Genomic DNA, 22,580 nt, shown 5'->3' on the forward strand with positions numbered 1-22,580 from the left:
AATGGCCAACTGCTACCGGTCCATGACCCCCAACGACCACGCGATGATCGCGGCTCGCGCCCCTATCGCCACCGGCACACTCGTGGCCCTGATCGGACCCGCCGGGAGCGGCAAGACCCAGTTCACCCACGGGGTGCCCTCCCACGAGGTCATCTGCCTGGACGCGCTGCGCGCCATGGTGAGCGGTGACCCGGGCGACCAGGACGCCACCGCCGAGGCCGTCCGCCTGCAGAACATCCTGATCGACGCCCGGCTCACCCGGTCCCAGACGCTCTACCTCGACTCGACGAACGTGGAAGTCGCGGTCAGGGCCCGGCTCGTTGAGCGGGCCCGCCGGCAGGAACGCCCCCTGCTGGCGATCGTCTTCACCACCCCGCTCGACATCTGTCTGCGGCGAAACTCGGAAAGGCCGACAAACCGAAGGGTGCCGCCGGACGTGCTGCGCTGACAGCACCAGCTCGCGGTCGACGCCCTTCCCAGGCTGGAGGACGAAGGCTTCGACGAGGTCCGCCTCTATCCGGCGGTGAACCGCTCCGGGCGCTGACGCCGCCCATCATCGCGCAGGCCCTGCGGATTCTGCGCCGCCCATCCGATCCATGACTGAAGGGACCACCTCCCATGACCTCCCCCGAGACCCGTGAGATCACCATCGACACCTGGTCGATCGAGCTCGACAACGGCGAGAACCTGCGTGACCTCAACATCGGCGATGCCGTCGACCTGCACACCGGAACCGACTTCGATGGCCTGTGGATCGCCAAGGAGTTCATCGATCAGGGAGCTGTCATCACCCTGCAGGCCGCCAAAGTCGTTGAGAACTGTGGTGGCGACGCGGTGACCTCTTGCCGCTACTCCGGCACTCGCCACGCGCACCCGGTTGATATCAACGGCCGAGTGCTTCGACGCCCTGAGACCGCGGCCGCGTCGTCCTGATGTACACGATCAGCGGCCCCGCCGCACGTCCGGCGGGGCCGCAGCGAATGGGACTCCCCGAGAACCGCGCGATCGGCACCCTGCTCACCGGGCTGTACGGCGCGACGACGCTACTGGTTCCTGAACACAAGAACTTGACAGGGAACAACACGCACGTCCACCAGCACCTGCGAACCGCGCTGCTCAACCCGCCCCTGACTGCCCTCCTGGAGCGGAACGCCGCCCGCACCCGCCAGGTCCCCGACGACATCCTTGTCGCCTTCCACCCGGCTGGTGGAAGTCCTCGTGTGAAATCGGTGGACGACTCGCCGCGCTCAGCCCCGGCAGGTCGTCCACCGCACCCACAGCGACCGGCGGGCCACCCCGCCCGTACCCCGACGACCTCATCCACGCCCTCCCCGAGCTCTGCCCGGCGGGCAACAGCGGTGGACCAACACCGTCGACGTGAACGGCATCAGCAGCTCCGTCACGGCGGCCAGCTGCGGCCTCGCTGCCCTCCGAATAGCGACGTACCAGCCGCTCCGCAACCCCCACCAGCAGGAAGGCACCAGCCATGGCACACCTCACCCTCGAAGGACTGCTCGACGGCCCGCCCAGGCCCGGCGACGAGCACTCCACCACCGCACGCCTCGTACTCCGCGCCCGCCCGTCAGGGGAGCACACCACCCGCTGGCCCGTGACGTGCCACATCACGGACCCCGTCATCGCGCACACCGTGCTCACCGACCTCACCCCCGGCACCGCACTCCGCGCCTTCGGCTACCTCCACGAACACGAACACCTCTCCCCCGGCGACGAGCCTGTCCTCGCCGTCACGCGCCTCGAAGTCCTCGCCGACCACCCGCTGCCCCACCGCCAGGACGCGCCCGACGTCGACGCCGACGGCATCCCCCGGCAGCGAGGCGCCTACATCCCCAGTGCCGAACTCCGCCTCAAAGAGATCGCCGCCCTCATCTCCCGCCAGCAGAACACCCTCACCCAGGACGAATCGCTGTCCCGCGAGATCCTCAACCTCCTCACCAGGCCCGTCTACTGCGTACCGCCGAGCCGCTGGTGCCCCCGCTGCCACATCGCCGACGTCGAGGACTACAACCTCCCCATCCCCCACACCGACGACACCGCCCCCTGCGCCCGCTGCCGCCGCTGCAACCACACCTGGGCCCTGGACCCCGCCGCCAACGGAACCTGCCCCATCTGCGGCGGCAGCGGAAGCACGGGAAACCAGCACTACCGCGACCCGCGGTGCCCGTGTACAGACGGCTACGTGGCCGCGACGAACTGAGCAACAGGCAGACCCGCACTCCGAAGCCCTGCCCCGACCCCACTGGGACAGGGCTTCTTGCGTTTCGGCACCCTTCGGTAAGTCGCCCCTGCCAACTGGCCGACACCGTGATCCGTGATCGCGACCTCCAGGGACAACGGAATCTCCATTTCGGCCTCTACCCAAGGGCAAAAGTCCACAGGATCGCGCCTAACGGCCTCCCAGGCCCCCGGGCGCCCATTCATACCGCCCCTCCCCTGGAAGGCCGTGAGCGGGCAATCTGCGGCGTATGCTTTTGCGGGTTTATGCCCCATTTGGGTAATTGCTCGGCCTGGGGGCACGCCTCCCGGAGATTTACGGCAACTCGGCAAGTCCTCAGCGGCAGCAACGCAGAAGGAAGCGGCGACACCGTCCGATGCCCCTGACGCCGTCACGGAAGGAATGCAAAGCACCCATGAGGAGAGCCAGTCCACCGAGCTGGACCGGCAGGACTCCGTGAGGTCTCAGCGGGCGCGCACGTCACTGCCTTACTGATTCCGTTGCCCTGCGCCGACGCCCCCGAGCTCCGGAATCCCCGTGCTCTCTCCTGCATTTCGGCCCCGTTGCGCGACGAGCCAGCCGCAAACGAAACGGGCTCGCCGGAAATTTGCGGCTCCACCACGAGGTCCACCTTGGAGCCCTGCAATCCGACCAGCGGGGCGCGCGCTGACGGAGTGCGCACCTCGTCGCGGCACTGTCACTGGAGGGTCTTCCTGTGCAAGGGAAGCGTGAGAGCAGGGCGTCAGGAGCGAGAGATCGGCAATGCGGATTCCCACTCCAAACACCGCCCATTCGCGCACGAAGCCTCCTGAGCGCAGCGGCAGTGGCCACCGGATTGCTGCCGGACTGAATGCCCACAGGGAGCAGCAGCCGCTCGGACCTGGACGCTGGGCAAGAGTGCTTGCTGCGCACCCTGGAGCGCCTGCAAGGTTCCTCCGCGATCCGCATGGCGGCTCGCAAGATCTAGCCTTGCTTCGTGGAATAGCGCCAATTTCAAACGGAGATCCAGGACTGAATCTCATAGCGCGTACGACCGAAATGGCATTCAAGGGCCCACCCTGAGGAGCCGGAGGCACTGGTGTAGCGCAGGCGCCGGCTCTCAACGGGCTGGCGATGGCGCACCATTTTGTGGTCCGCAGAGGGGCCACGCCGGGCGAGGGCCCGCCATCGATTTATGAGACAGGCCGAGTGATCTCTTCGTGCCGAAGGGGCGCCAGGATGACGACTCGTGAGCGCCTTCACGCCTTGCCACGGCGAAGCGGGACGAGAGGTGGCGATGGCGGAGTGAGGGCACCCCCTGAGGGCTGCGGCGCCGCTCTCTCGCCTAGCAGCTATCCACTCAACCTTGGGCTCAGGTGCATCCACGAAGTGCGCCTGAAGGACCTGCTGCTGATGGGCTGGGCTTGGTGTGGGTGTCCAGGCGAACGGGTCACCACTCGCTCGGGGCGTCGATGACTCCCTCCCCTCCAGCGAAGGGCGCCGCCTGGCGGATGGGGTGTCAGTTGCGCATCCATGCTGTGCGAGCGGAAGGCTACCCAACCGCGAGGCAGCGCTCGTGGCCAACCGATGCGGCGAGGGCGCCACTCTCCGGCCTCCCAGGGGGCGCTCGGGCGTTTTCGAAGGCTGCTGAGTGCGGCGGGGCAAGTGGCCAGAAGCGGGCCCGAAGAGGGCTTCCTGAGCCAGCCTGCCCCTTTGCGGCGAGAGAGCCAACCCTGCTCTCGCAGGTCTGGCGGGGCGGTGAGAGCAGGCGGAAGTACGGCAAGGGTGGAGCCCCCTGGCCAGTCATTGCTTGACTCTGCCCGCGAGCGCCAAAGGGGCACTCAAACAAGATGCCAAACAAGGCACCAAACGTAGGATCAAGTTTGGACTCAAACATGAACGTTGGCGTGGCCCCAGCGTGAGCAGCGTGCTTGTTTGGAACCATGCGCGCCTCCAAAGTTGTCACTTTGGTCTCTCCATCGCTCCAGATCGTGCCCGCGCGGGTTGCCCAGGTGCCGCGTACAGACCTGCCTCAACCGAGGTCGACTAGTCGGATTGCCAGCGGGTTTTGGGTCTAGATTGAACTGATTGACGCCTTTCCGTCAGGGTTCCAGCGTGATGCCCTGCGAGGGAGATGTTTAGCAAGCCTGAGGGGCCTCCTGTGAACTAGATGAAATCATCCATTGCATGCAAGCGCGTAGGTGTGTTGAGTGAGCTGCTGCGGTGTTGTAATGGGTATTCGCTGGCCAGGAATCGCCGCATCTTGCACACCTTGTGGCATTGTTGCGATGCTGTGTGATGCCGGGTGTGCATTAGTGGTGCCGTTAGTATTTTCAATACTGCCTGCTAGCCCAAGAGTTGATGTGTAGAATCGCCCTCATGCCCTCTTGACTATGAACTCCTCAAGTAGCTTGTCAACTTACCTAGGGCATCACGGGTGAACAGCTTGCGTGGCGAGTCCGCTAATGTTCCTGTTACTGGTAATTGGTGCCTCTTGGTTGCATCGCGGCGCGACTCGATGCACGTCTCCACTGCCTCATTTCTCAGCAGTTAGCGGGGCGTGTGACTGGGTCCGCACGTTGATAGCTCACAGCAGACTTGATGGGAAGCAACGGTGGAGACAAGGCGCGCTCACTCGTCGGCGCGGCATTCTGTCGTCTCTCCTGTGGTGTCGTCAGAAAGGTTCTATGAGTGCATACCCGTTTGAACCAGCGTCCGCATTGCTGCTCGGATGCAAGGTCGCAACCCCAGTAGCGACGTCGGCAGGCTATACGCGAAGATGACTGAAGGGGCGCTGGGTAGCAGGTGAGTGCGCTACACGGCCCAGCGATCCGATGAGTGTTGTTGCCTGTGCGATTCAGGCTGATGTTGGGTCACTGCGGGGATACGCCAGGGCGACTGGAGTGTGGCTTCACAGGGTGTGGTGTGAGCGTGGCACAATGTGGCCCGTTGTTGCCGCCGGCCCTAATCCATGCGTAGGGCCCATCGTCGCCGAGGTGCGTATGAGCTCTCCAGCCCCTCCAGGGTCTTTCGCAATGTCAGCAGCCGCCATGGGCATTGACCACGGGCTTTTCGGCAACGTCTTCGTACAGGGAAACGGCAAGGGTGGGGTCGGGAAGACCACGCTGACCGGCAACATGGCAGCGAAGACTGCGCGCGAAGGACTGCTGACCCTGGGCATCGACGTCAACGGTCAGGGCAATCTCCGTCGTGAACTCGGATACGGGGTTCAGGACAACGGTGCCGCCTTCGCCGAGTCCATGCGCAAGGGGACACCCCTCGTTCCCATCAGCGTTCGCGACAACCTCGATGTCGTACCGGGCGGGTCCCACGTCCGGGAGCTCAACGACATCTTCCTCTCGCTCGCCACGAGCCAGGGCCCTCTTGCCGCCTTCCTCCGCCTCGCTCAGTGCCTTCAGCCTCTCCTGTCGAAGTACGACATTGTCTTCATCGACAGCCCACCTGAGAACCCGAACCTGCTCATCATGTGCCTCGCCGCAGCGCGGTGGGTCGTCACGCCGGTCAAGAGTGACGCGGCATCCCTCGAAGACGGCCTGACCGACTTCGCGCAGTCCTTCGGGATGGTGAAGTCACAAATCAACCCGATGCTGACGCTGCTGGGCGTTGTGCATTTCGCGTCCGCGCGAAACGCAACGAACGTCCACAAGGATGTGGCCAGACGGTCCCGGAAGATCCTCGGGAAGGTCGCGCATACCTTCTCCACCGTCATTGGCCAGTCGGAGGCGACAGCCAAGCTGGCACGAGAAGAGCGCTACTCCCGCCCGGTGTATGACCTCAACCAACTGCGGATCCAGGGTGACCGGGAGATTCCTGAGGCCGCGCAGGCTCTGGCCGACGATCACGACGCCCTGACCCTTGAAGTTCTCGAACGTGCACAGATGCTGAGGAGCGCCGCCTGATGGCGAAGAGCAAGAACGAGGAGACAAACGTCAACGGGGAGTCCGAGGGCTCTCTGGAGGATGCCTTCTCCGGTGGTACCTCGGACGGGGCAGGAGTCTTCAGCGCCTGGGGCGGTCAGCAGGCTGCCACCGCCGCTTCTGTGCCAGCCCCGGCGACGGCACCCGTGCCCGCCGTTTCGCCGGCCGCTCGGCCTGTAGCGAGCTATCAGACCGAGCAGACCATCACCCCAGACGGGAGGGCGCCTCAGCGGAAGCCGCTCGGATTCCGCGTCTCGTACGGAGTGGCCCGGCGCCTTGAGAAGTACCGCAAGGACACGGACCTGACGGTCACCGAAGTGGTGATGCTGATGGTCGATAAGAGCGTCGGCGTGCTGGATGAGATGGTCAAGCACGCCGTGCAGGGCCCGAAAGTACAGACGTCTTTGTTCGCCCCGCAAGGCGTCGCCGGCCCCCCGAAGGGAACGGGCCCGGAGCAGCGGCAGTGGTCCCCACGCCCGGAAGACCTGGAAGTCATGAAGCAGGTCGTAGAGATGGCGGGCCTGCCGAGCGTGTCCGTCTACATCGCCGTTGCACTGAACTACTGCTTGCCCGAGAAGCCTTGCAAGAAGGACTGACACGGCTACGCGATGGGGGGCTCTCCGCGGCAGCGAAGAGTCCCCCATCGCGTCTGCGCTGACTGCTGAGCATCAGACGGCATGTCCCCTCATCTGCAGCACCAGCGAGGTCATTTGCCGTAATTGTCGGGAAGAACAGGGCCTCTGACCTGCGAAAATCCCGCCAAGGGCCTATCACGCCTTCCTGGACTGCAAGGCCAAGGAGGATGCGAAAGGCGCCCAGAATGCCGTACAGCGCCTTCTACCTGAAGGAAGGGCCGCGATGCCCTCACAAGACGGCCATCAAGGAGCTGCGCGACGTCACGCGCGGACACGTCCCTTCCCCAGTCTTCAGGTCGTCCCTGAGCCCTGCCGATCTCGACCGCCCCCGGCAAGCGTCACACGACGGTCGGCTGCGGTTCTTCGAGAACTCCGGCTACCTTCCGGGCCTGCCGTCGCCGTCTGGTGTCACGGGACGGTAGGCGGGCATGCCCGCCTCCACGGGGCAGGTGGTTCGGAGCTTCTGCTGTGCAATGCCGCCATTCATTTGCGGGGCGGTTACTGCTGGCGCCGTGCCTTCTTGCGGCGGGTAGTGGAATGCGGCGCGGTCCGGTTGATCATCCTGGTGGTGGCGGTGGGGGAGACGTAGGCAGCGGCACCGTCGCCGTAGATGCCCGCATCGGTGGTGTCGTTGGTCTTGTAGGCGAGCCAGTGCGGTACGCCGAGGTGGCGCAGGGCGAGCAGGACTCGTCTGGCTTCTGTTTCGTTGGCCGCGTGTTCGTGCAGGTCGGTGGTGTAGACGCAGATGACGCGGCGGGTGTTGTCGCCCCGGGCGGCGTTGATCAGGGTGCCGGCCTTGGCGAGAGGCCCAAGCTGGCCGGCGAGTACGGCGTCGTGGATCACTCGCCATCCGGTGTCGAGGGTGGCCATCGGCAGGAACCACAGCCACTTTCCCCAGGTCGGTGGCTGAGCGGTGTCGGGTTCGAGGGCCCAGAGCCAATGCGTGTCGGTGGTGGTGGCGGGGGAGAGTCCGGTCGGGAACGTGTCCATGCGCGGCCTCCAAATGGGGGTATCACCAGTCAACAGTCAATTTAGGGGCATAACGGGAGCTTCCTGACTCGTACGGTGGGTGCATGTTGTCGGGTGACAGCCCCACAGTCGCGCGCCTGGACGAGGCGATCACCGCGTGCTGCCTGGCCGCAGCCGCTTTCGCCGACACCACACTGGCGCCCCAGCAGGTGGCTCAGATCGCCATGGACTGCCTGGGGCGCCTGCGCGCCGCGCACCCGGCGCGCAGCGCCCAGAACCTGGACATGGCTGCCTTCCGCAGTGGGCTCCGCGGCCCGCTCAAAGGCCTGCTGCCCGCCCGCAGCGAGGTGCCCCGGGAGGTGTCCGACCTTCATCTACTGGACGGGCGGGGCCAACTGGACGAGCGGGTGCACCAGCTCTGCCGGGAACACTTGGTGCCACTGCGGGCGCTCGAAGTGCCCTGGCCATGGGCACGGATGCGGGCCGAACAGCAGCAGGGCCGCCTCCACGAGGCTCTGCGGCAGCTTCCCCCCGCGCTGTACACACGTGCCCGCCTGCTCTGCATCACGCACCCGGCCGGAGAAGCACGCACACTACGGCGGTCCTGGGGCGATCTATGGGGGAAGGTGGACTTCTTCGAGCCGATCTCCCAGTGGTCCTGGGTGCAAGTGGCCGGCTGGTGGTTCGCCTGTCCGCTGTGCCAGTGGCCGATGCTGGTGGAGGCGGAGGAACAGCAGGCACGTGTGCGGTGCACCGCACACGCCTGGCGCGGCGTCCGCTACACCCTCGATCTCTCCCGCGCCCAGTGGTCCTCCCCACCACGCCTGCGCCTGACCGGCCGGCCGTCCTCAAAGCAGACATGGCCGCAACAGCAGGTAAGGGGGCAACCGGCGAGCAGCGATCACCTCGCCTTCCAGGAAGGCGCCTGGCGCTTCACCACCCTCGCCGGCCTGAGCGAGAAGGAACTGTGTGACCGCGCGCTGACGGAGGTGCCCGAAGCCCACTGCGAGATGTGGCCCGCTGACCCCTACCCCGACGCCTACGACGTACGGATGAGCGTGCCGACCCCGCGCGGCGAACACGTCTTCCGCGTGGACGTCAAGGACTGGATCGACGCCGCCGCTCTGGCCCGAGCCCTGATCAGCAAGCCGCTACCCGACAGATTCATCCACGTCGTCATCCCCGATCACCAGTATTCCCAGCTACCCACGCTCAACGACCGTTTGCCCACAACGCACTACCGGGCCTTCACCGTCACCCGATTCCTTGAACACGTCGCCGACACGGCCCGGTGCCGAGCGTGAACGACCGACATACGTCCCCGGAGGAACGGGACGAGCAAGAAGACGTGATCGCGGCAACCCTTGCGCTCACCGAGCACTACTTCGGCTACGCCGACCCGCACGGCCGCCGGTGCGTGCCGCTCGACCAGGCCGGTGTGCTGGCCACCGGACGCCTGGGCGATCTCATGGCCGGATGGGAGGACCTCAGCGCCGAGGAACATGAACGCCTGGGCCGCCTCTGGCAGGTACGCGGCGATGACCTCGCCCGGGAAACCGACTTCGCCAACGCCGCCCGATACTACGCAGCCTGCGACCGCGGCCTGTACACCAGACCCGAGAACGAGGAACCCGAACACCGCCGGTATCTGGTCGCCCTGCACGCCGAGGCCCCCCTCACCCTGGCTGACCGACACCTGCACCAGGCTGCCCGGCTGATCGCCGCACGCAAGGACCTGCCCGCGCTGGCGGGGGAAGGACTGTGGCAGTTCGGCACCCGCGAGATCACGACCGTGCGCATTCCGGCCCACGCCCGCCCCTCCGGTGACAGCGACTTCGCATCCCTGGTCTGGAGCACCTCGCCTCGCTGCGAGGACACCCATGTGAACGTTGACGCTGTCCTGGCGCAAGCACGTGCACACGAGCAGCTGGATACGAAGATGGCGTGGAAGCCTCAGCTGCTGGAGCAGTTCTTCGATCGACTCCGTGATCACCAGGGCCAGAAGACCGACCGCCTGGAGCTACCTGCTGGGCGCCTACAGATCCTCAACGCGCCCACCGGGACCGGTAAATCCGTCGCCATGCTCGAGATCGCCATTCTGACCGCCCGCCAGCAGCAGGGCCCGGTCCTCGTCGTCGTCCCTCAGCTCAGCGACGTCTTCAAGACCGTCGACAAGCTCCGCGCAATCGCCCAGCACGACCTGGTGGACGGTCTCCTCGACACCGCCGGACAGCCCGCCCGACGCGCCTGCGACCTGCACGTCAGACCGCTGATCACACCTAACCGAATGACAGAGCAGGCGGGGCGCGCCGCAGCCCGCGGCCGCTGGGACCGCTTCGACCAGCTCGCCCACCCCTGTGACGTGAAGGCATGGATCACCCACGGCCCCGAACCCGCGCCGGGCGAGGAACCCTGCCTGCGCCTGCGCCCTGTGCAGGAGGAGCACACAGACGACGCCAAGCTCACGGAGACCGGGCCCCGGGCGTGCCCGCGCATCGACCACTGCCCCCGCTTCGCACTGCTCCATGACGCCGCCCGCGCTGACGTCATCGTCACCAATCACCACAACCTGCTGCTGGGCAGCGCACGACTGCCCCTGGAACTCGACGGACAGCCCACCAGCCGCGAGAGCCTCCTCAAACTCCTGCTCGGACGATGCCCCCTGATCCTGATCGACGAAGTCGACGACCTGCAGGCGAAGCTATGCGCCGCCGAAACCAAACAGCTCGAGCTCGCCGCCCACGGCCCCGGTACCACCGACAGCCCCCTGGTCCGTCTCGACAGGGCACACCGGCGGCGCCCCGTACCGCCGTCGGTGACCCGCCGTATCGCCGATCCACTGCGCCTGGCCCGGCACTTCGCCGAATCCTTCCTCGACCACTGCCTGGAGGGGGAACTGTGGCTGGAGACCGACGACGACGACCATGACCGGCCCTCCTCGAACTGGCACCTGCCCGGCACCTGGGACCGGCGGATCGTGGTCGCCCTGCTGCACAAAAGCGACCACGACAAAATCTCCTATGCCGACCTGGTCGGACTCCAAGACCTGTTCCCCACCCCGTTCAAGGAACCAAAACACCGAGCGGAGTCCCGCCCGCGGCGCGAGAAGCCACGCACCCAACTGCCCCAAACCCCTGCCATCCGCGGCCTCCTGGAGGAGGCCATCAGCGCCGGCCAGGGTGGCAGCCGGCTCCCCGCCATCAAGGACGACCTCGCCACCGTGCTGCAAAAAGACGGACACCGTGGCGCCGCGCTCCTCCAGCTGATCAACGCACTGCTGGTGCGCTCCTGGCTCGGCTGCCTGACCGACGCCCTGACCAAGCTGCGCAACGTAGCCGCCGCCGCAGACGCCTTCCTTCCCGAAGCCCGCCCCATCGCCGAACTGCTGGGCACCTTCGCCCAGCACTCACCCATCCCACACGGCGCCCTCGGCGACTCCCTGTACGGCTTCACGATCACCCAGAACCCGCGTCCCCATGCCACCGGCCGACTGAACGTGCAGAGCTTCACCGGAGACCCGCACACCACCATCACGCAACTCGGCAACACCATCGCGCTAGGCACCTGCGGCAAACGCCGCCGCATCCTGGCCTTCTCCGCCACCGCCTACTTCCCCCGGGCCGCCAAAACCCACGTACACACCCTGCCGGCCTACCTCTACAGCGATGTGCGACCCGACGCCGTACGCGCCAAAGCCGGCCACGTCACCCGCGCCGACGACGACACCAACGACTTCTTCCGCCTGGCCGGACTGGAGGCGAGCGCCAAGATCCAGGACATGCCCGCCTTCGGCGGCCGCCTGTGGAGGAAGCGCCTCGAACCCCACCTGCGCGACATCGCCGGCCTCGACCACGATCGACAACGCGTGCTGACCGTAGTCAACTCCACCCACCACGCCTTCCTGCTCGCCTCCGGCATCGCCGCCGCAGCCCCCCAACCTCACTGGGTCGCCGTCGTCCTGCCCGCCAGCGGCAAGGCACCAGCCGTCGCACTGCCGCCCGGCGTCGTACAGGTCACCGTCGACGAACTCGAAGAACTCCCCGCCCGCCACCCCGAAGTCAAAGTCATCGTCGCGCCCATCGGGCCGGTCTGCCGCGGCCTGAACATCCTGGTGCCCGGCACCGAACGCTCCGCCCTGTACTCGATCTGGGTCGGCACCCGCCCCGTCATGCAGATCCACGACCCGGCCACCATGTATGCCTCGATCAACGCAGCCGGCATTGCCCGAGGCGGGCCCAGCCTGGACCCCGCGGCCATGCTCACCGCGCAACGCCACGCCGCCCAACAGCGCCGCGACGCCATCATCGGCGCCGACCGCCGCTTCAGCCGCTACCCGCGCTTCTTGAAGACCGAGATCCTCGCCGGCATCCTCGTCGACCTCATCCAGCTCTCCGGTCGCGCCCGCCGCGGCGACACCGACGTCGAGATCTACCTCGTCGACAACGCCTTCCACGACGCCCGCTTCGGCAGCGACTACCCCTCCCTGCTGCGCACCTACTACGCCGAACTCGAGCCCGCCGAACAGCAACAGCTGCGCCGCACCTACGGCTCCGCCTTCAACGCCTGGATCGACTTCGCCAGCGGCAACCCCCCACCCCTCACCACCCTCGCGGCCCTTTAGGACCCACGATGAACCACCACCCCCAAGGCCCCTATCTCGACCTGCTCGCCCACCCCGCCGACCAGGACCTGCTCGGCAACGGCTACCTGTACGACCTGACACCCGCCGCAGCAGCCTGGGCGGCTGTCACCAGCGAGTACCGGGGCGTCACCGGCAGCGACGGCAACCTTCCCTACACCGCGCTGCTGACCGTCCTACGCGTGCTGGGCAAGACCAGCGCCGAAATGGACCGCCCAGCACACGAGACGCCCCCCACCGGACTCGTCACCGCTGCCCCCCTGCACCGCGACGACCTGCACGATGCCGTCGGCCTGTGGGAACAGGCCGCCCTCCAAGTCCCCAAAGACAAGATCAGCCTGAAGTACGACAGCCTCCTCGCCGACCAGATCGCGGCCATCCCGCCCCAGCACATCCGCCTCGCCGACCACCTCAGCGCCGGGACCCAGACCTTCACCGCACCAGGATGGCTCTACCCCGCCGCCACGTGGAACCCCGCACGGCTGCTCACCGACCACCCGCTGTGCATCGACGGACGAAAGATCGCCCTGCGTGCCGACGACACCGGAGACGTCCACGTCTGGCAGCGCGAGCATCTCTGGACCGCCACCTGGGCACAGATCAACGAGGCCCGTGAGGCACGCAAGAACAAAAAACGTACGAACGAGTCAGCACCCCCGCGCGAGAAGGAATCCACCAAGTACGCCGGGCTGCGCCTGGAAGTCCTCCTCGGCTCGCTCCCCGGCACCCCGCAGCCCTACATCCTCATCCAGCCCCGCGTCCTGCGCTACAGCAACCGCCTCGACTCCGCCCGCACCGTCTACTACGCGGCTCATCCTGAAGCCCCGCTGATGACACTCACCCTCGGCGGCTACGGCGAGCACACCCGCTTCTCCCACACCAGCCGCATCGCCCTTGAGTCCTATGCCCGCCTGCGCGCCACCAGCCCCCTACTGCCCGACGCCGTACGCGACCTGAGCGCCGGCCCCGGCGACTTCCGCGCGGTGCTTCCCTTCTCCACCCGCTTCCCCATCGGCCTCGGCCCGGGCATGCGCGCCATGGCCGCCGTCGGCGAACTTACCCGCACGGCCTTCAACTCCGAGCCCCTGCGGCTGCATCAGTGCACCGAACGCCTCTCCCGCACCCGACGCTCAACGCACCTCGGACGCGACACCCACCTCCTCGACGCCCCGGACCTGGACCAGATCTTTCGCGCCGCCGCCTGCGACCGCCTACGCATCCTCGCCCTCTACCACAACCCCACCACGCGCACCCGCCTGCAAAAACTCCTCTGCTACCACTTCAACCGCCCAGACCTCGCCAACGCCGCCGACGCAAAGCGGGACGACACACTGATCCCACTCAACGACCACACCGAGATCAGCTTCAGCCACGTACCCCAGCTACTCGAACACCGCAGTAACCACACCGGCCGCCTCGCCGCCGCCCAAGCGATTCCACACCGCAGCGCCCCACCCGGAACCCGCATCCTCGCTCTGGCGGAGACCGAATTCGACGCCTCGGACTGGTCCCGCCGGCGCCGCGCCTCACGCAAACCCGACAGCACAGAGAAGGACCCGTACCTGGCCGACGCCAAGCCATACGCCAGCCGATACCTAGCCAGGCTCGGGATTCTGGCCCAGTTCCTCACCTTCCGCGACCGCCCCTTTCAACCGAGCCGCAGCAAGGCCGCAAAGATCGAGAACCCCACCGAGCTCGAACGCCTGGGCCAGGAACTCTCCGGTGACCATCCCGGCCACTACGCCATCGCCGATCTGATGCGCGGCGCCAGCCTTGTCCCCTCCCGACTCACCCGCAACCTCGCCTACACCGACGACGGCCTCAAAGAACCCCTCATCCACGTTGGCCTCCACCTGCGCCAGCAACGCGGCAACTGGAAAGCGGGCGAACCCCCGCGCCTCGTCTGGCTCATGAGCGCACTCGTCCCTGACGGACAGTACTGGCGCGCCCTCGCCTACCGCCCCGGAGCCACCCACACCCCCGGCACCTGGATTCCGTACACCGAAGCCAACCTCGAGTTCCGTTCCGGCCCGCTGCCCCCCGGGCGCCGCCAAGACCAACACCTCACCCACAGCATCGATCAAGCCCTGCTCAGTCTCGGCCACCACAAAGGCGCCGCCACCGGCTACGTGCTGTACGTCAACGGCAACAGCTGCCGCAGCCTGTGGCCCCACCTCGCCAACACCCACCTCGACCAGCCGATCGAGCCCGACGGCACCATCACGAACCTCGAAGGACGCCTCGCCCTCCCCGGCCTATCCCTCGCCAAGCACCAGCGACCACGCGCCATCGTCCGCGTCACCGACGACAGCACCTTCAGCGGCAAACTTCCCCGCCCCGCGCTCCTGCAACATGCCCGCACTGACCCCGAGACCGGCCTGGAAGTCCTCGAACCCGGCAAGCGCACCAATGGACTCTTCGCCCACCCCACAGCCCCCGCCACCTGGTACCTCGCACATGTACCCCAGCAGTTCAATGGCGGCACCCGCTATGCACGCGCCGGCGAACACTACAGCCGCTGGGCCAGCGATGACCCCGAAGAACAGGCCGAGAACTGGTACGCCCACACCCTCACCGAACTCCACATCCCCTACACCGCCGCCGGAGACGCCCCATACCGCTACGCGCTCTCGGCAGCACGCCTATGCGACAGCGCCCTCTCCTACGACCACCGCACTGACTACCCCCTCCCCGTCCACCTCGCGATCCAGATGGACAAAGACCACCCCAACTACCGGCGCATGCTTCAGGACGAGGAAGACGCCGGGTGAAGACAACAAATCACCCCTTGCGGGCCGCAGCGCGCCCACGGCCGCCACCTGGATTCAGTTCGCCGACCTGGCATACCGATGTAGCACCGCCCCTGACCCGGCCAGCCGTCACCGGGCGGCCCGTCCGCTGTTTGTTCTGCTGCTCCAGAACAAACCGGTTTACCTGGTGCTACCGCCCACCTGGGCCGCGTACCGCTGACCTGCGGCGTTTGTCTGGAAGGGAACGGTTTATCGCTCTGAGCACGAGAACGGCGCCGCACCAGAGGTGCAGCGCCGTGTGGCCGGGGCCGGTGGGGGTCAGTGGACGCGCTTGAGGCGGGTCGGCTTGGTGATGCTGGTGACGTTGCCCTTGGCCTTCGCCTCGGCTTTGCGGGCTTTCTCGCCCAGGTGGAGTTGGAAGCGGCGTTCGTACTCGTCCTCGAAGTCGCCGACGTCTAGTCGCATGTCCTTCGGCAGGGCCTTGACGGCTCGCTGCTGTTCGCGGGGGTCGTTGAAGGCGGCGATCATCGGGTGGAGCTGGAAGCGTCCGCGGCGGACCACGGTGACGAGCCGGGCGGCGACCAGGTGCGGCATGGCCCGGCTGATCATGCCGCGCTCCATGGCAAGGCCGGTGGCAAGTTCGTCGTGCGTGGCAACGACCAGGCCGCCCGGCTCCTGCTCGCTCATCATGTGCAGCAGCAGGGTGTAGGCAGTGGGAGGAAGCCGTGGCACGTACGCGAGACCGTTGAAGCTCCCCCACAACACGTTGCGGCGTGGAACCCATTCCTCTGCGGCAGCGGGCGTCATGACGTGGCCTTCCCTTCCCCATCCGACTCCTTGCGCACTTCCAGTTTCGCGCCGGGAGCGGCCATCGCCCGGAACGCTTCGGGCGCGTCCGGGTCCTCCATGATCTCGCGCAGCAGGTCCAGCTGCTCCACCCTGTCGCCCGTACCCGTCTTGGAGCGCTTCCTCTCGCCCTTGCGCGGCTCCCTGAGCCCGCCCCGCAGCGACGCGGCCGGGTTCAGCTGGTAGAGGCCTCGCTGAACTTTGCGCAGCGCCCCGTCGGCCTCCAGGACGTTAAAGACGCGGCTGATATGGGGGCGGCTGTACCCGAGGACCGCGGCGACCCGCTCGTGGGTGGCCTCGATCAGGCCGCCGGGCTTCTGCGACCCCATGAGGGTGAACAGCACCACGAGAACGAACCGGTCGTCGTCGTACCGGACGGCGGCCCACCGCATGAACTCAAGGCTGTCCATAGAGAACGCCTCGCCAATGAATCCTGTGCTGGAGCCAACCGGGAAGACCTGAGCGGCGTGGCCTGCGGGCAGCTCGAGGGTGGAGCCGGAGGACCGGTTGTACGCGGTTGGCGGCGGCTTCGGGCGCCGCCGACGACGGGACGGCGCGCCGGGCAGCTTCGGCGCTGAGCTACCGTCCAGGGGCCCTGAGCTCATGGGGTTGCTGTCTCCTTGATCGTTGTGACGTCAGAACCATAGTGGAGAACCGTGGCAGTAGTGCCACCAAAACGCGGCAGCTCCGGCACGAAACTCACCCATACGTCAGTCCTGGACTGACCTTCGTCACCGAGACGGGTATCGAGCCGCACCTGACTCTCCACCTCGCGTTTGGTGGCATTCCTGCCACCAAACGGTGTTGCTGGGTCAGGGTCTTCTGACATCGCGACCGAGATATGTCAGCCCAGGGCTGACATATCTTCCGGAGCTCAATGCTCTGACCTGCGAAAACACACGGCTCTTACCTCTAGAGCGTGCGCGCGCGTGATACCCGATTCCCCCTCAGTGATCAAGCACCGCCACTCCGCGGGTTCCCCTCCAGCAGCAGCCTCAGAACCCATCATCTGGATCCCGTCTTGGCGCGCGCCGCTTCGCGTGCGGCACCATCGTTGTCCGCGGCCCGGTAGGCGGCAGCAGCGGAGCTGAGTCTCGGGTGGTACCGGCTGTGACGCTCAAAGCGCGGAAGTGGAGCTGGTGACGGTGGTGGGTTCCGCTGTCCGGCCTGGGGGCCGGACAGCTTCGGTACCTCCGCCCGCCGCATGTGCAGTGACCCTGGTCAGAGGCCCTGTGCGCTGGCTGAGGCCGAAGTCCTGGACGAGTGCTGGCGTTCGACATCCGCCGTCACGCCGTAGGCAGCTGGCAGGCGAGTCGACCATCCACTCATCACCTGATCGAGGGACGGTGAGGTAGGGCCTGGCTCCAGGGCTCCGTACGGTGCCGGTACGGCGTGCGGCCGCACGCTGGCAGCAAGGTAGGGAGGATCTGTGGTGCGGTCAGAAGCATGGCGGGAGCCGTGGCAGAACTATGCCGAGGTCGACCCTGATGGCACTCCTCGGCTGGTCGGAGATGTCTGCGTCGGCATCACCGAGGCCGCCGACAATCTGGGGGGTAAGCCGGAGGAGACGATCCGGCGACCGCGACACCGACGGGGCACTGTGGGTCACCGACGCCACTCTCAGGCTGCTATCGCGCCTGGCCGGACCGAAATACGGCCTTACCAGCGCGCCAGAAATCCACGAATCGTGGACGTCCGGCGCGACAGAGAATTTCCTCGACGCGCTCCGCAAGATTCTCACCGCCGCGCGGGAAAAAGCGATCGAGGAAGACGACACGGTCACCACCGAGTACGTCAAAGCGATGTATTCGAAGTTCGTTTCCACCATGGGCGAGTCGATCCACAACCGCGACGTCATCCGCCCGGACTGGATGCACAACATCCACAGCCAGGCCTACGCCAACCTGTGGGCCAAGGCCTACAAAGCCCACCAGGCCGGCCTCGACGTCGTCGCCATGATGGGCACCGACGAGCTGCACGTCACCGGCGACTGGCGCCAGGTCTTCGCCGAAGGCCGCGGCGTGGCCCAGATGAAGATCAAGCACGGTGACGCCAAGGCCTCCGGCGAGTACACCCTCGGCAAGGTGACCCGCTGATGGCCGGCACCGAAGCGGGCCGCTGGCGGGACCTGGGCGCCTACCGGGCCCGCGGCCTGCCCGGCTGGGTCGCCCTGGCCGAGGGCCTCGACCGCATGGTCACCGGCATCGAGTCACCCGTCGGCACCGCACGCGGCCTGGCCGCCCGCCTGCGCTACCTGACCGCCTCCGACGCCGGCTACGAGGCCATGGACCGCGCCGGCATCCACGTCCGCCCCCGCACCCTGATCGCCTGGCTCGCCGAGGAACAGACCCCCAGCAAAGCCAACCTCGCCCGCCTGGACGCCGCCTACTGGCAGCTGCGCCGCCGCAACACCGTCCCCGACCTCAAGCGCCGGCTCAACAACCGCGGCCGCGGCACCCGCATCGAGATCGACCCCGTCGACCAGTCCCAGGTCGAACGCCGCCACCAGCGCGACCTTCAAACCCGCTCCATCAACGTCCGCGGCGGCGTGTGGGACCGCGCCGTCGACGCCTGGATCGACGGCAACACCGACGAACTCGACGCGATCTGGGACGAGATCATCAGCAGCGGCCTCGGCACCGACTGGGACGCCTACACCCACGTCTCCTCCGTCGGCTGGGCCGCCTGACCACACGAACGAAGGGCCCGGAGTCACTCCAATTGACTCCGGGCCCTTCACCGTCACCGTAAACCCGCACCCGCCCGCGCTGATCTACGAGGTACTGCTTGGGTCGTTCACCTGCCCCGCTCGGCCTGCCGGAGCCGGCGCTGCCAGCTGCCAGGCCTCGGGGCGCCGGAATGGCCACTGCGATCACCCCCCCGGGCCGGTGCAGCCACGGGTCAGGTGGTGCCGAGGGCGCGGTCTTCGGCCGGCGGCGCAGGGTTCTCGTCCTGCTGGGCGCGGGCTTCGAGGTCCACGAGGGTCGAGGCGATCTCGTCCTTGCGCCACCTCTCGGGGGAGTTGTAGGGCACCAGACCGCGCGCGTAGGCCATGCGCAGCAGTTCCGTCTTGGTGTGCTTGCGCATGAGCTCACGCAGGCGCTGCGCCCGCCTGCCGCTCCGCGCCGCCCGGGCCCTGTGCTCTTCCTCTGCCCCGGCGCCGTTTCCGTCGGCCGCCGGCACCCGAGCGTCTGACGGCACCCGAGCGTCTGACGGCGCGGGCGGGCCGGGCACGTCGCCGGCCGCCTCCGTGCTGCCGGGTGAGCTCGGTGGTGGTCCGGCCCATTCCAGTGCGAGGGCGGCGAGCGCGGCGAGCCGGTCCGCATGCAGTTTCGCGCGGCGGCTCTTGCTGTTCGACAAGAACACCCCCAGCTTCACCGCGTGCTCCTGACCGTCGACCACCACGGTCTCCACATGGGCCCTGGGCACCGTCACAGAGCCCGTACGGGCCTTGTACTGCACCAAGGCCGCAACCCCCCGATCGAAGGCCGCAGAGCCGCCCTCCGCGGCCCTGGCCCGGGCCCGCTCCACGGCGGCCGGCAGCGGCGTGACACCGAGCTCGGCCAGCCGCTTGCGTTGCCCTTCGCCCAGCTGCTGCCACCCCTCCCGCTGCGCGCGGAGCCAGGTGCCGATGTCCTGGCCGCTCACGGTGACGCCGGGCAGGATCTCGGGAAGGGTGGCCCCGTCGTCGAGGACCGCGGCGAGCGCGGCATACCGCTGCTGCCACTGGAGCGGCCACGGCGGATTCCAGTCCCGGTCGATCCGCTCCAGCGCCCGGCGCCGCTCCGCCGCGCGTTCCTCGTCCTTGCCCAACCCGCCCGCCTTGCGGCAGTTGGCCAGCCACTGACCGACCGCCACTCCGTCGAGGGACGCGTCCTTGGGCGCAGCGAGCGTACGGTGCACGGCGAAGTAGCCCCGGGCGGCGGCGAGGTTCTTGTAGAAGCGGGCATCGACGACTGACCAGACCATGCCCAGCTCGTCCAGCAACTGAGCCCGCCATGCCTTCAGCGTCCCCGCACGAAACGCCCGGCGCTGCTCGCTGACCCACGCTCCCAGCGCGTACGTCCCGCCGTTGCCGCCATCACCGTTGCTCTCGGTCGTCCCAAGCGGCACGACGGTGTCCATCGGCACCTGGGCATGCCCCTGCGACGCGACCCATTTGCGCAGGGCGTTGAGCCCGGACAGCCACACCTCGGAGTCCGGCCGCAGCACCCGGGTGCGCAGGAACGCGGCGATGACGTCGGGGTTGCGCGGCAGGGAGAACCGCAGCAACGGCACACCCCCGCGGCCGTCCTCGTCCTCCTGGCCCCCGTCCTCGCCGCCGGCGGCCTCGGCCGCCGCGTCCGTCTCCCGGCCGTCCTGCTCCGCGCCCTCCCCGGCGCCGCCGTCGGAGGCCGGCTGCTCCTCCTCGGACTGCCCGTCCTCGCCCTCGTCGTGCTCGTCCTCCTCGCGTCCGGGATCGAGGGCCACCACCGAGGTGGCCTTGCCACGGGAGCTGGCGGTGCGCAGGACCATGCGCTCGATGAGCCGGGAGTCATGGGCACGCAACCCCTGCAACACCGCTACAAGGGGCCGGTAGGAAGCGGAGGCCATCATGTCCTCAGGGTCCTCCCCGGCCTGCAGGAAGACCGGCACGACCAGCCGTGCGACCTTCCCCTCACCGGGGGCCTGCCGCAGCCCCCGGCCGGTGATCTGCACGATCTGCACCGGCGAACTGCGCGTGTCCGCGAACACCACGCCGTCGACACCGCGCCTGCCGCGGATGTCGACCCCTTCACCCAGCACCTGGCACGACGCCAGGATGCCCAGGTCGGTCACCCAGCCGTCGGCGTCCAGCCCGTTCGCGTACCGGTCGAGCACCACCCGCCGGTGGGCTGCCGAATGCTCCCCGCACAGCCACTCGGCCCCCACCCGCTTCGGGTAGACCGCAGGATCCGTCTCGTGCAGCTCCGCGGCCGTCTCCGGCAGCGCCCGCGCGAACGCCATCGCCTCGAGCGTGCGCCAGTGGAACGTCATCAGATTCCGGACCCCGGTGGCATCCGCGTGCTTGAGCAACGCCGCCTGCAGAGCGGCAAGCCGCCGGCCCCGCACCTCCTCCGCAACGGCGCCCTCGCCCGGGGCCTCGGGGTCGCGGATCTCCAGCACATCCACCTCGAACGACGCGAGGATGCCCCGCTCCACAGCCTCCATCAGCCCGAGTTCGTACAAGACGGGCCCATAGAACTCGACGTCGTCCATCGACGCCACCAACCGCCCGCCCAACGCCTCTGACCGGCCTTCAGAGCCGCTCTCCGCGCCCTCCCCACCGGATGCCTCGCCGGATGCCGCAGCGGGCGCCCACAGGCGGGGCGTGGCGGTCATGTACAGCCGCCGCGCCGCCGAAATCCGCTCCTGATCGTGAACAGCCGCCCACGCCTTACCCATCGCCCCGCTCGTCCGGTGCGCCTCATCCACCACCAGCAGGTCGAACGGACTCATCCGCTGGCCGTACGAACCGCGCAGCGCCTGCTCCAGCACCCCCGGAGCCCCCGCACGCTCCTCGTCGGCCACACCCTCGCCGTCGCCGTCCTGGTCGTCCTCCAGACCCTGAGACACCAGGCTCGCGTAAGTCGCGAACACCACCATCGGCCCCTGACGCGCCCACAGCGCCAACTGCGTCGGATTCGTCGTGCACCGCACATCCAACGCCTCCAGCAGCGGATCCGCCCCCAACGAACACACCGCCACCGCAGGACCCTTGTGCCCCACCGCACGCCACGCCTGAACCGTCTGCGTCAGCAGATCCAGCGTCGGCACCAACACCCCCACCAGCCCCCGGGGCACCATCCGCAGTGCCGCCGTCGCCGCCGAGATCGTCTTGCCCGTACCGGTCGCCGACACCACCTGCCCACGCAACCCCCGGGCAGACAACACCCCATCCAGAGGCCCCGAAAGCCCCCGGACAACCGCATCAACAAACTCCACCTGATGCGGGAAAAGCGGAATCTCACCCATCTTGTTTCCCATCCCCTGCCCCTCCATTTCCGCCCTGAAGGAAAATCAACGCAACAATAAACCGCTCGAAAGACACCGTGGATTCCCCCCCTGCATCAAGGGACATTCCGGAGCTGACCAAAACACCGGACGGCCGGGAGTGAGATTCGGTGTTTTCCCTCCGGTACTGGAGGGAAAATGTTGTGCAGGGAAACCCAGGGGTCTGCCGACCCTGGGGTGGTGCCTTCGTTTCACAAATTCTACCCCTGCATCACGTAGTGATGCAGGGGGGTGGAAGGAAGCGGACCCGGGGGGCGAACTCTGGTAGGGTGCGACTCGCAAGACACTGGAATCAGGTGGCCTGGACGTTGAGTGATGACCGGCCAGAACCCGATGGCCCATCGACTGCCCGCTACCGCCCCGTCAGAAGCAGACATCCCCTCACCACTCCCATAGGCCGCCTGCTTGAAGTCGCATCAGGAACCTCCCCTGTGCTCGCCGGACCGACCACACCCCGAGACCAGCTCGGGCGGTAAATTCCGGAGGAATTTACGAAACAATTCCGGAGGAATTGTTTAAACCCGGAGGGGTTTATCGTCTTTACGATCCGTAGGATCG

13 protein-coding genes and 1 pseudogene are annotated in these 22,580 nt (G+C 67.5%); 10 read left to right on the top strand and 4 right to left on the bottom strand.

Annotation, left to right across the window (positions count from 1 at the left end; translation table 11 throughout):
- Position 1: 1 nt before the first annotated feature.
- From OG422_RS31410 to OG422_RS31430, 5 genes are all read left to right on the top strand, one after another.
- On the top strand, positions 2-448 hold the full coding sequence (locus tag OG422_RS31410) for an ATP-binding protein (protein ID WP_331759961.1): 447 nt from the start codon (positions 2-4) through the stop codon (positions 446-448).
- A 170-nt stretch (positions 449-618) separates the two neighbouring features.
- A complete protein-coding gene (locus OG422_RS31415) occupies positions 619-933 on the top strand; it encodes a hypothetical protein (RefSeq protein WP_331759963.1) in 315 nt (104 codons plus the stop codon).
- 553 nt (positions 934-1,486) lie between these two features.
- Positions 1,487-2,215 (top strand): hypothetical protein, encoded by a 729-nt coding sequence (locus tag OG422_RS31420; RefSeq protein WP_331759967.1) that lies wholly within the window; start codon positions 1,487-1,489, stop codon positions 2,213-2,215.
- Between the two features lie 3,032 nt (positions 2,216-5,247).
- Positions 5,248-6,132: an AAA family ATPase gene (locus OG422_RS31425; protein ID WP_331759969.1), complete on the top strand. Its 885-nt coding sequence runs from the start codon at positions 5,248-5,250 to the stop codon at positions 6,130-6,132.
- Positions 6,132-6,746: a hypothetical protein gene (locus tag OG422_RS31430; RefSeq protein ID WP_331759971.1), complete on the top strand. Its 615-nt coding sequence runs from the start codon at positions 6,132-6,134 to the stop codon at positions 6,744-6,746. Before OG422_RS31425 ends, OG422_RS31430 begins: the two co-directional genes overlap by 1 nt.
- A 537-nt stretch (positions 6,747-7,283) precedes the next feature.
- Here OG422_RS31430 and OG422_RS31435 read toward each other — a convergent pair.
- Positions 7,284-7,775 carry a putative phosphothreonine lyase domain-containg protein gene (locus tag OG422_RS31435; protein ID WP_331759973.1) on the bottom strand — a complete coding sequence of 164 codons (492 nt, stop codon included), beginning with the start codon at positions 7,773-7,775 and terminating at the stop codon, positions 7,284-7,286.
- An 83-nt stretch (positions 7,776-7,858) separates the two neighbouring features.
- Here OG422_RS31435 and OG422_RS31440 point away from each other — a divergent pair, with 83 nt between their 5' ends.
- From OG422_RS31440 to OG422_RS31450, 3 genes are read left to right on the top strand one after another with little or no spacing between them, the layout of a single operon-like run.
- Positions 7,859-9,058: a hypothetical protein gene (locus OG422_RS31440; RefSeq protein WP_331759975.1), complete on the top strand. Its 1,200-nt coding sequence runs from the start codon at positions 7,859-7,861 to the stop codon at positions 9,056-9,058.
- Positions 9,055-12,375: a hypothetical protein gene (locus OG422_RS31445; protein ID WP_331759976.1), complete on the top strand. Its 3,321-nt coding sequence runs from the start codon at positions 9,055-9,057 to the stop codon at positions 12,373-12,375. The genes OG422_RS31440 and OG422_RS31445 overlap by 4 nt, the downstream gene beginning before the upstream one ends.
- A gap of 8 nt (positions 12,376-12,383) precedes the next feature.
- Positions 12,384-15,164, top strand: coding sequence for an RNaseH domain-containing protein (locus tag OG422_RS31450; RefSeq protein ID WP_331759977.1), 2,781 nt, complete (start codon positions 12,384-12,386; stop codon positions 15,162-15,164).
- Positions 15,165-15,461: 297 nt separating this feature from the next.
- Here OG422_RS31450 and OG422_RS31455 read toward each other — a convergent pair whose 3' ends face one another.
- Positions 15,462-15,875 (bottom strand): hypothetical protein, encoded by a 414-nt coding sequence (locus OG422_RS31455; RefSeq protein WP_405748180.1) that lies wholly within the window; start codon positions 15,873-15,875, stop codon positions 15,462-15,464.
- Positions 15,876-15,946: 71 nt separating this feature from the next.
- A complete protein-coding gene (locus OG422_RS31460) occupies positions 15,947-16,399 on the bottom strand; it encodes a helix-turn-helix domain-containing protein (protein ID WP_331759979.1) in 453 nt (150 codons plus the stop codon).
- Positions 16,400-17,563: 1,164 nt separating this feature from the next.
- Between OG422_RS31460 and OG422_RS31465 the strand changes: the two are divergent.
- Positions 17,564-18,085 (top strand): annotated as a pseudogene (locus OG422_RS31465) (DNA-binding protein); the annotation flags it as partial.
- Complete coding sequence (locus OG422_RS31470) at positions 18,085-18,678, top strand: transcriptional regulator (RefSeq protein ID WP_331757267.1); 594 nt, start codon at positions 18,085-18,087, stop codon at positions 18,676-18,678. The pseudogene OG422_RS31465 and the gene OG422_RS31470, both read left to right, overlap by 1 nt.
- A 212-nt stretch (positions 18,679-18,890) precedes the next feature.
- Here OG422_RS31470 and OG422_RS31475 read toward each other — a convergent pair whose 3' ends face one another.
- Positions 18,891-22,010, bottom strand: a complete 3,120-nt coding sequence (locus OG422_RS31475; RefSeq protein WP_331757264.1) for a Helicase associated domain protein — start codon at positions 22,008-22,010, stop codon at positions 18,891-18,893.
- Between the last annotated feature and the right edge of the window lie 570 nt (positions 22,011-22,580).

Origin of the sequence: Streptomyces sp. NBC_01525, from assembly GCF_045040405.1 — a bacterium.
Taxonomy (GTDB): Bacteria; Actinomycetota; Actinomycetes; order Streptomycetales; family Streptomycetaceae; genus Streptomyces; species Streptomyces benahoarensis.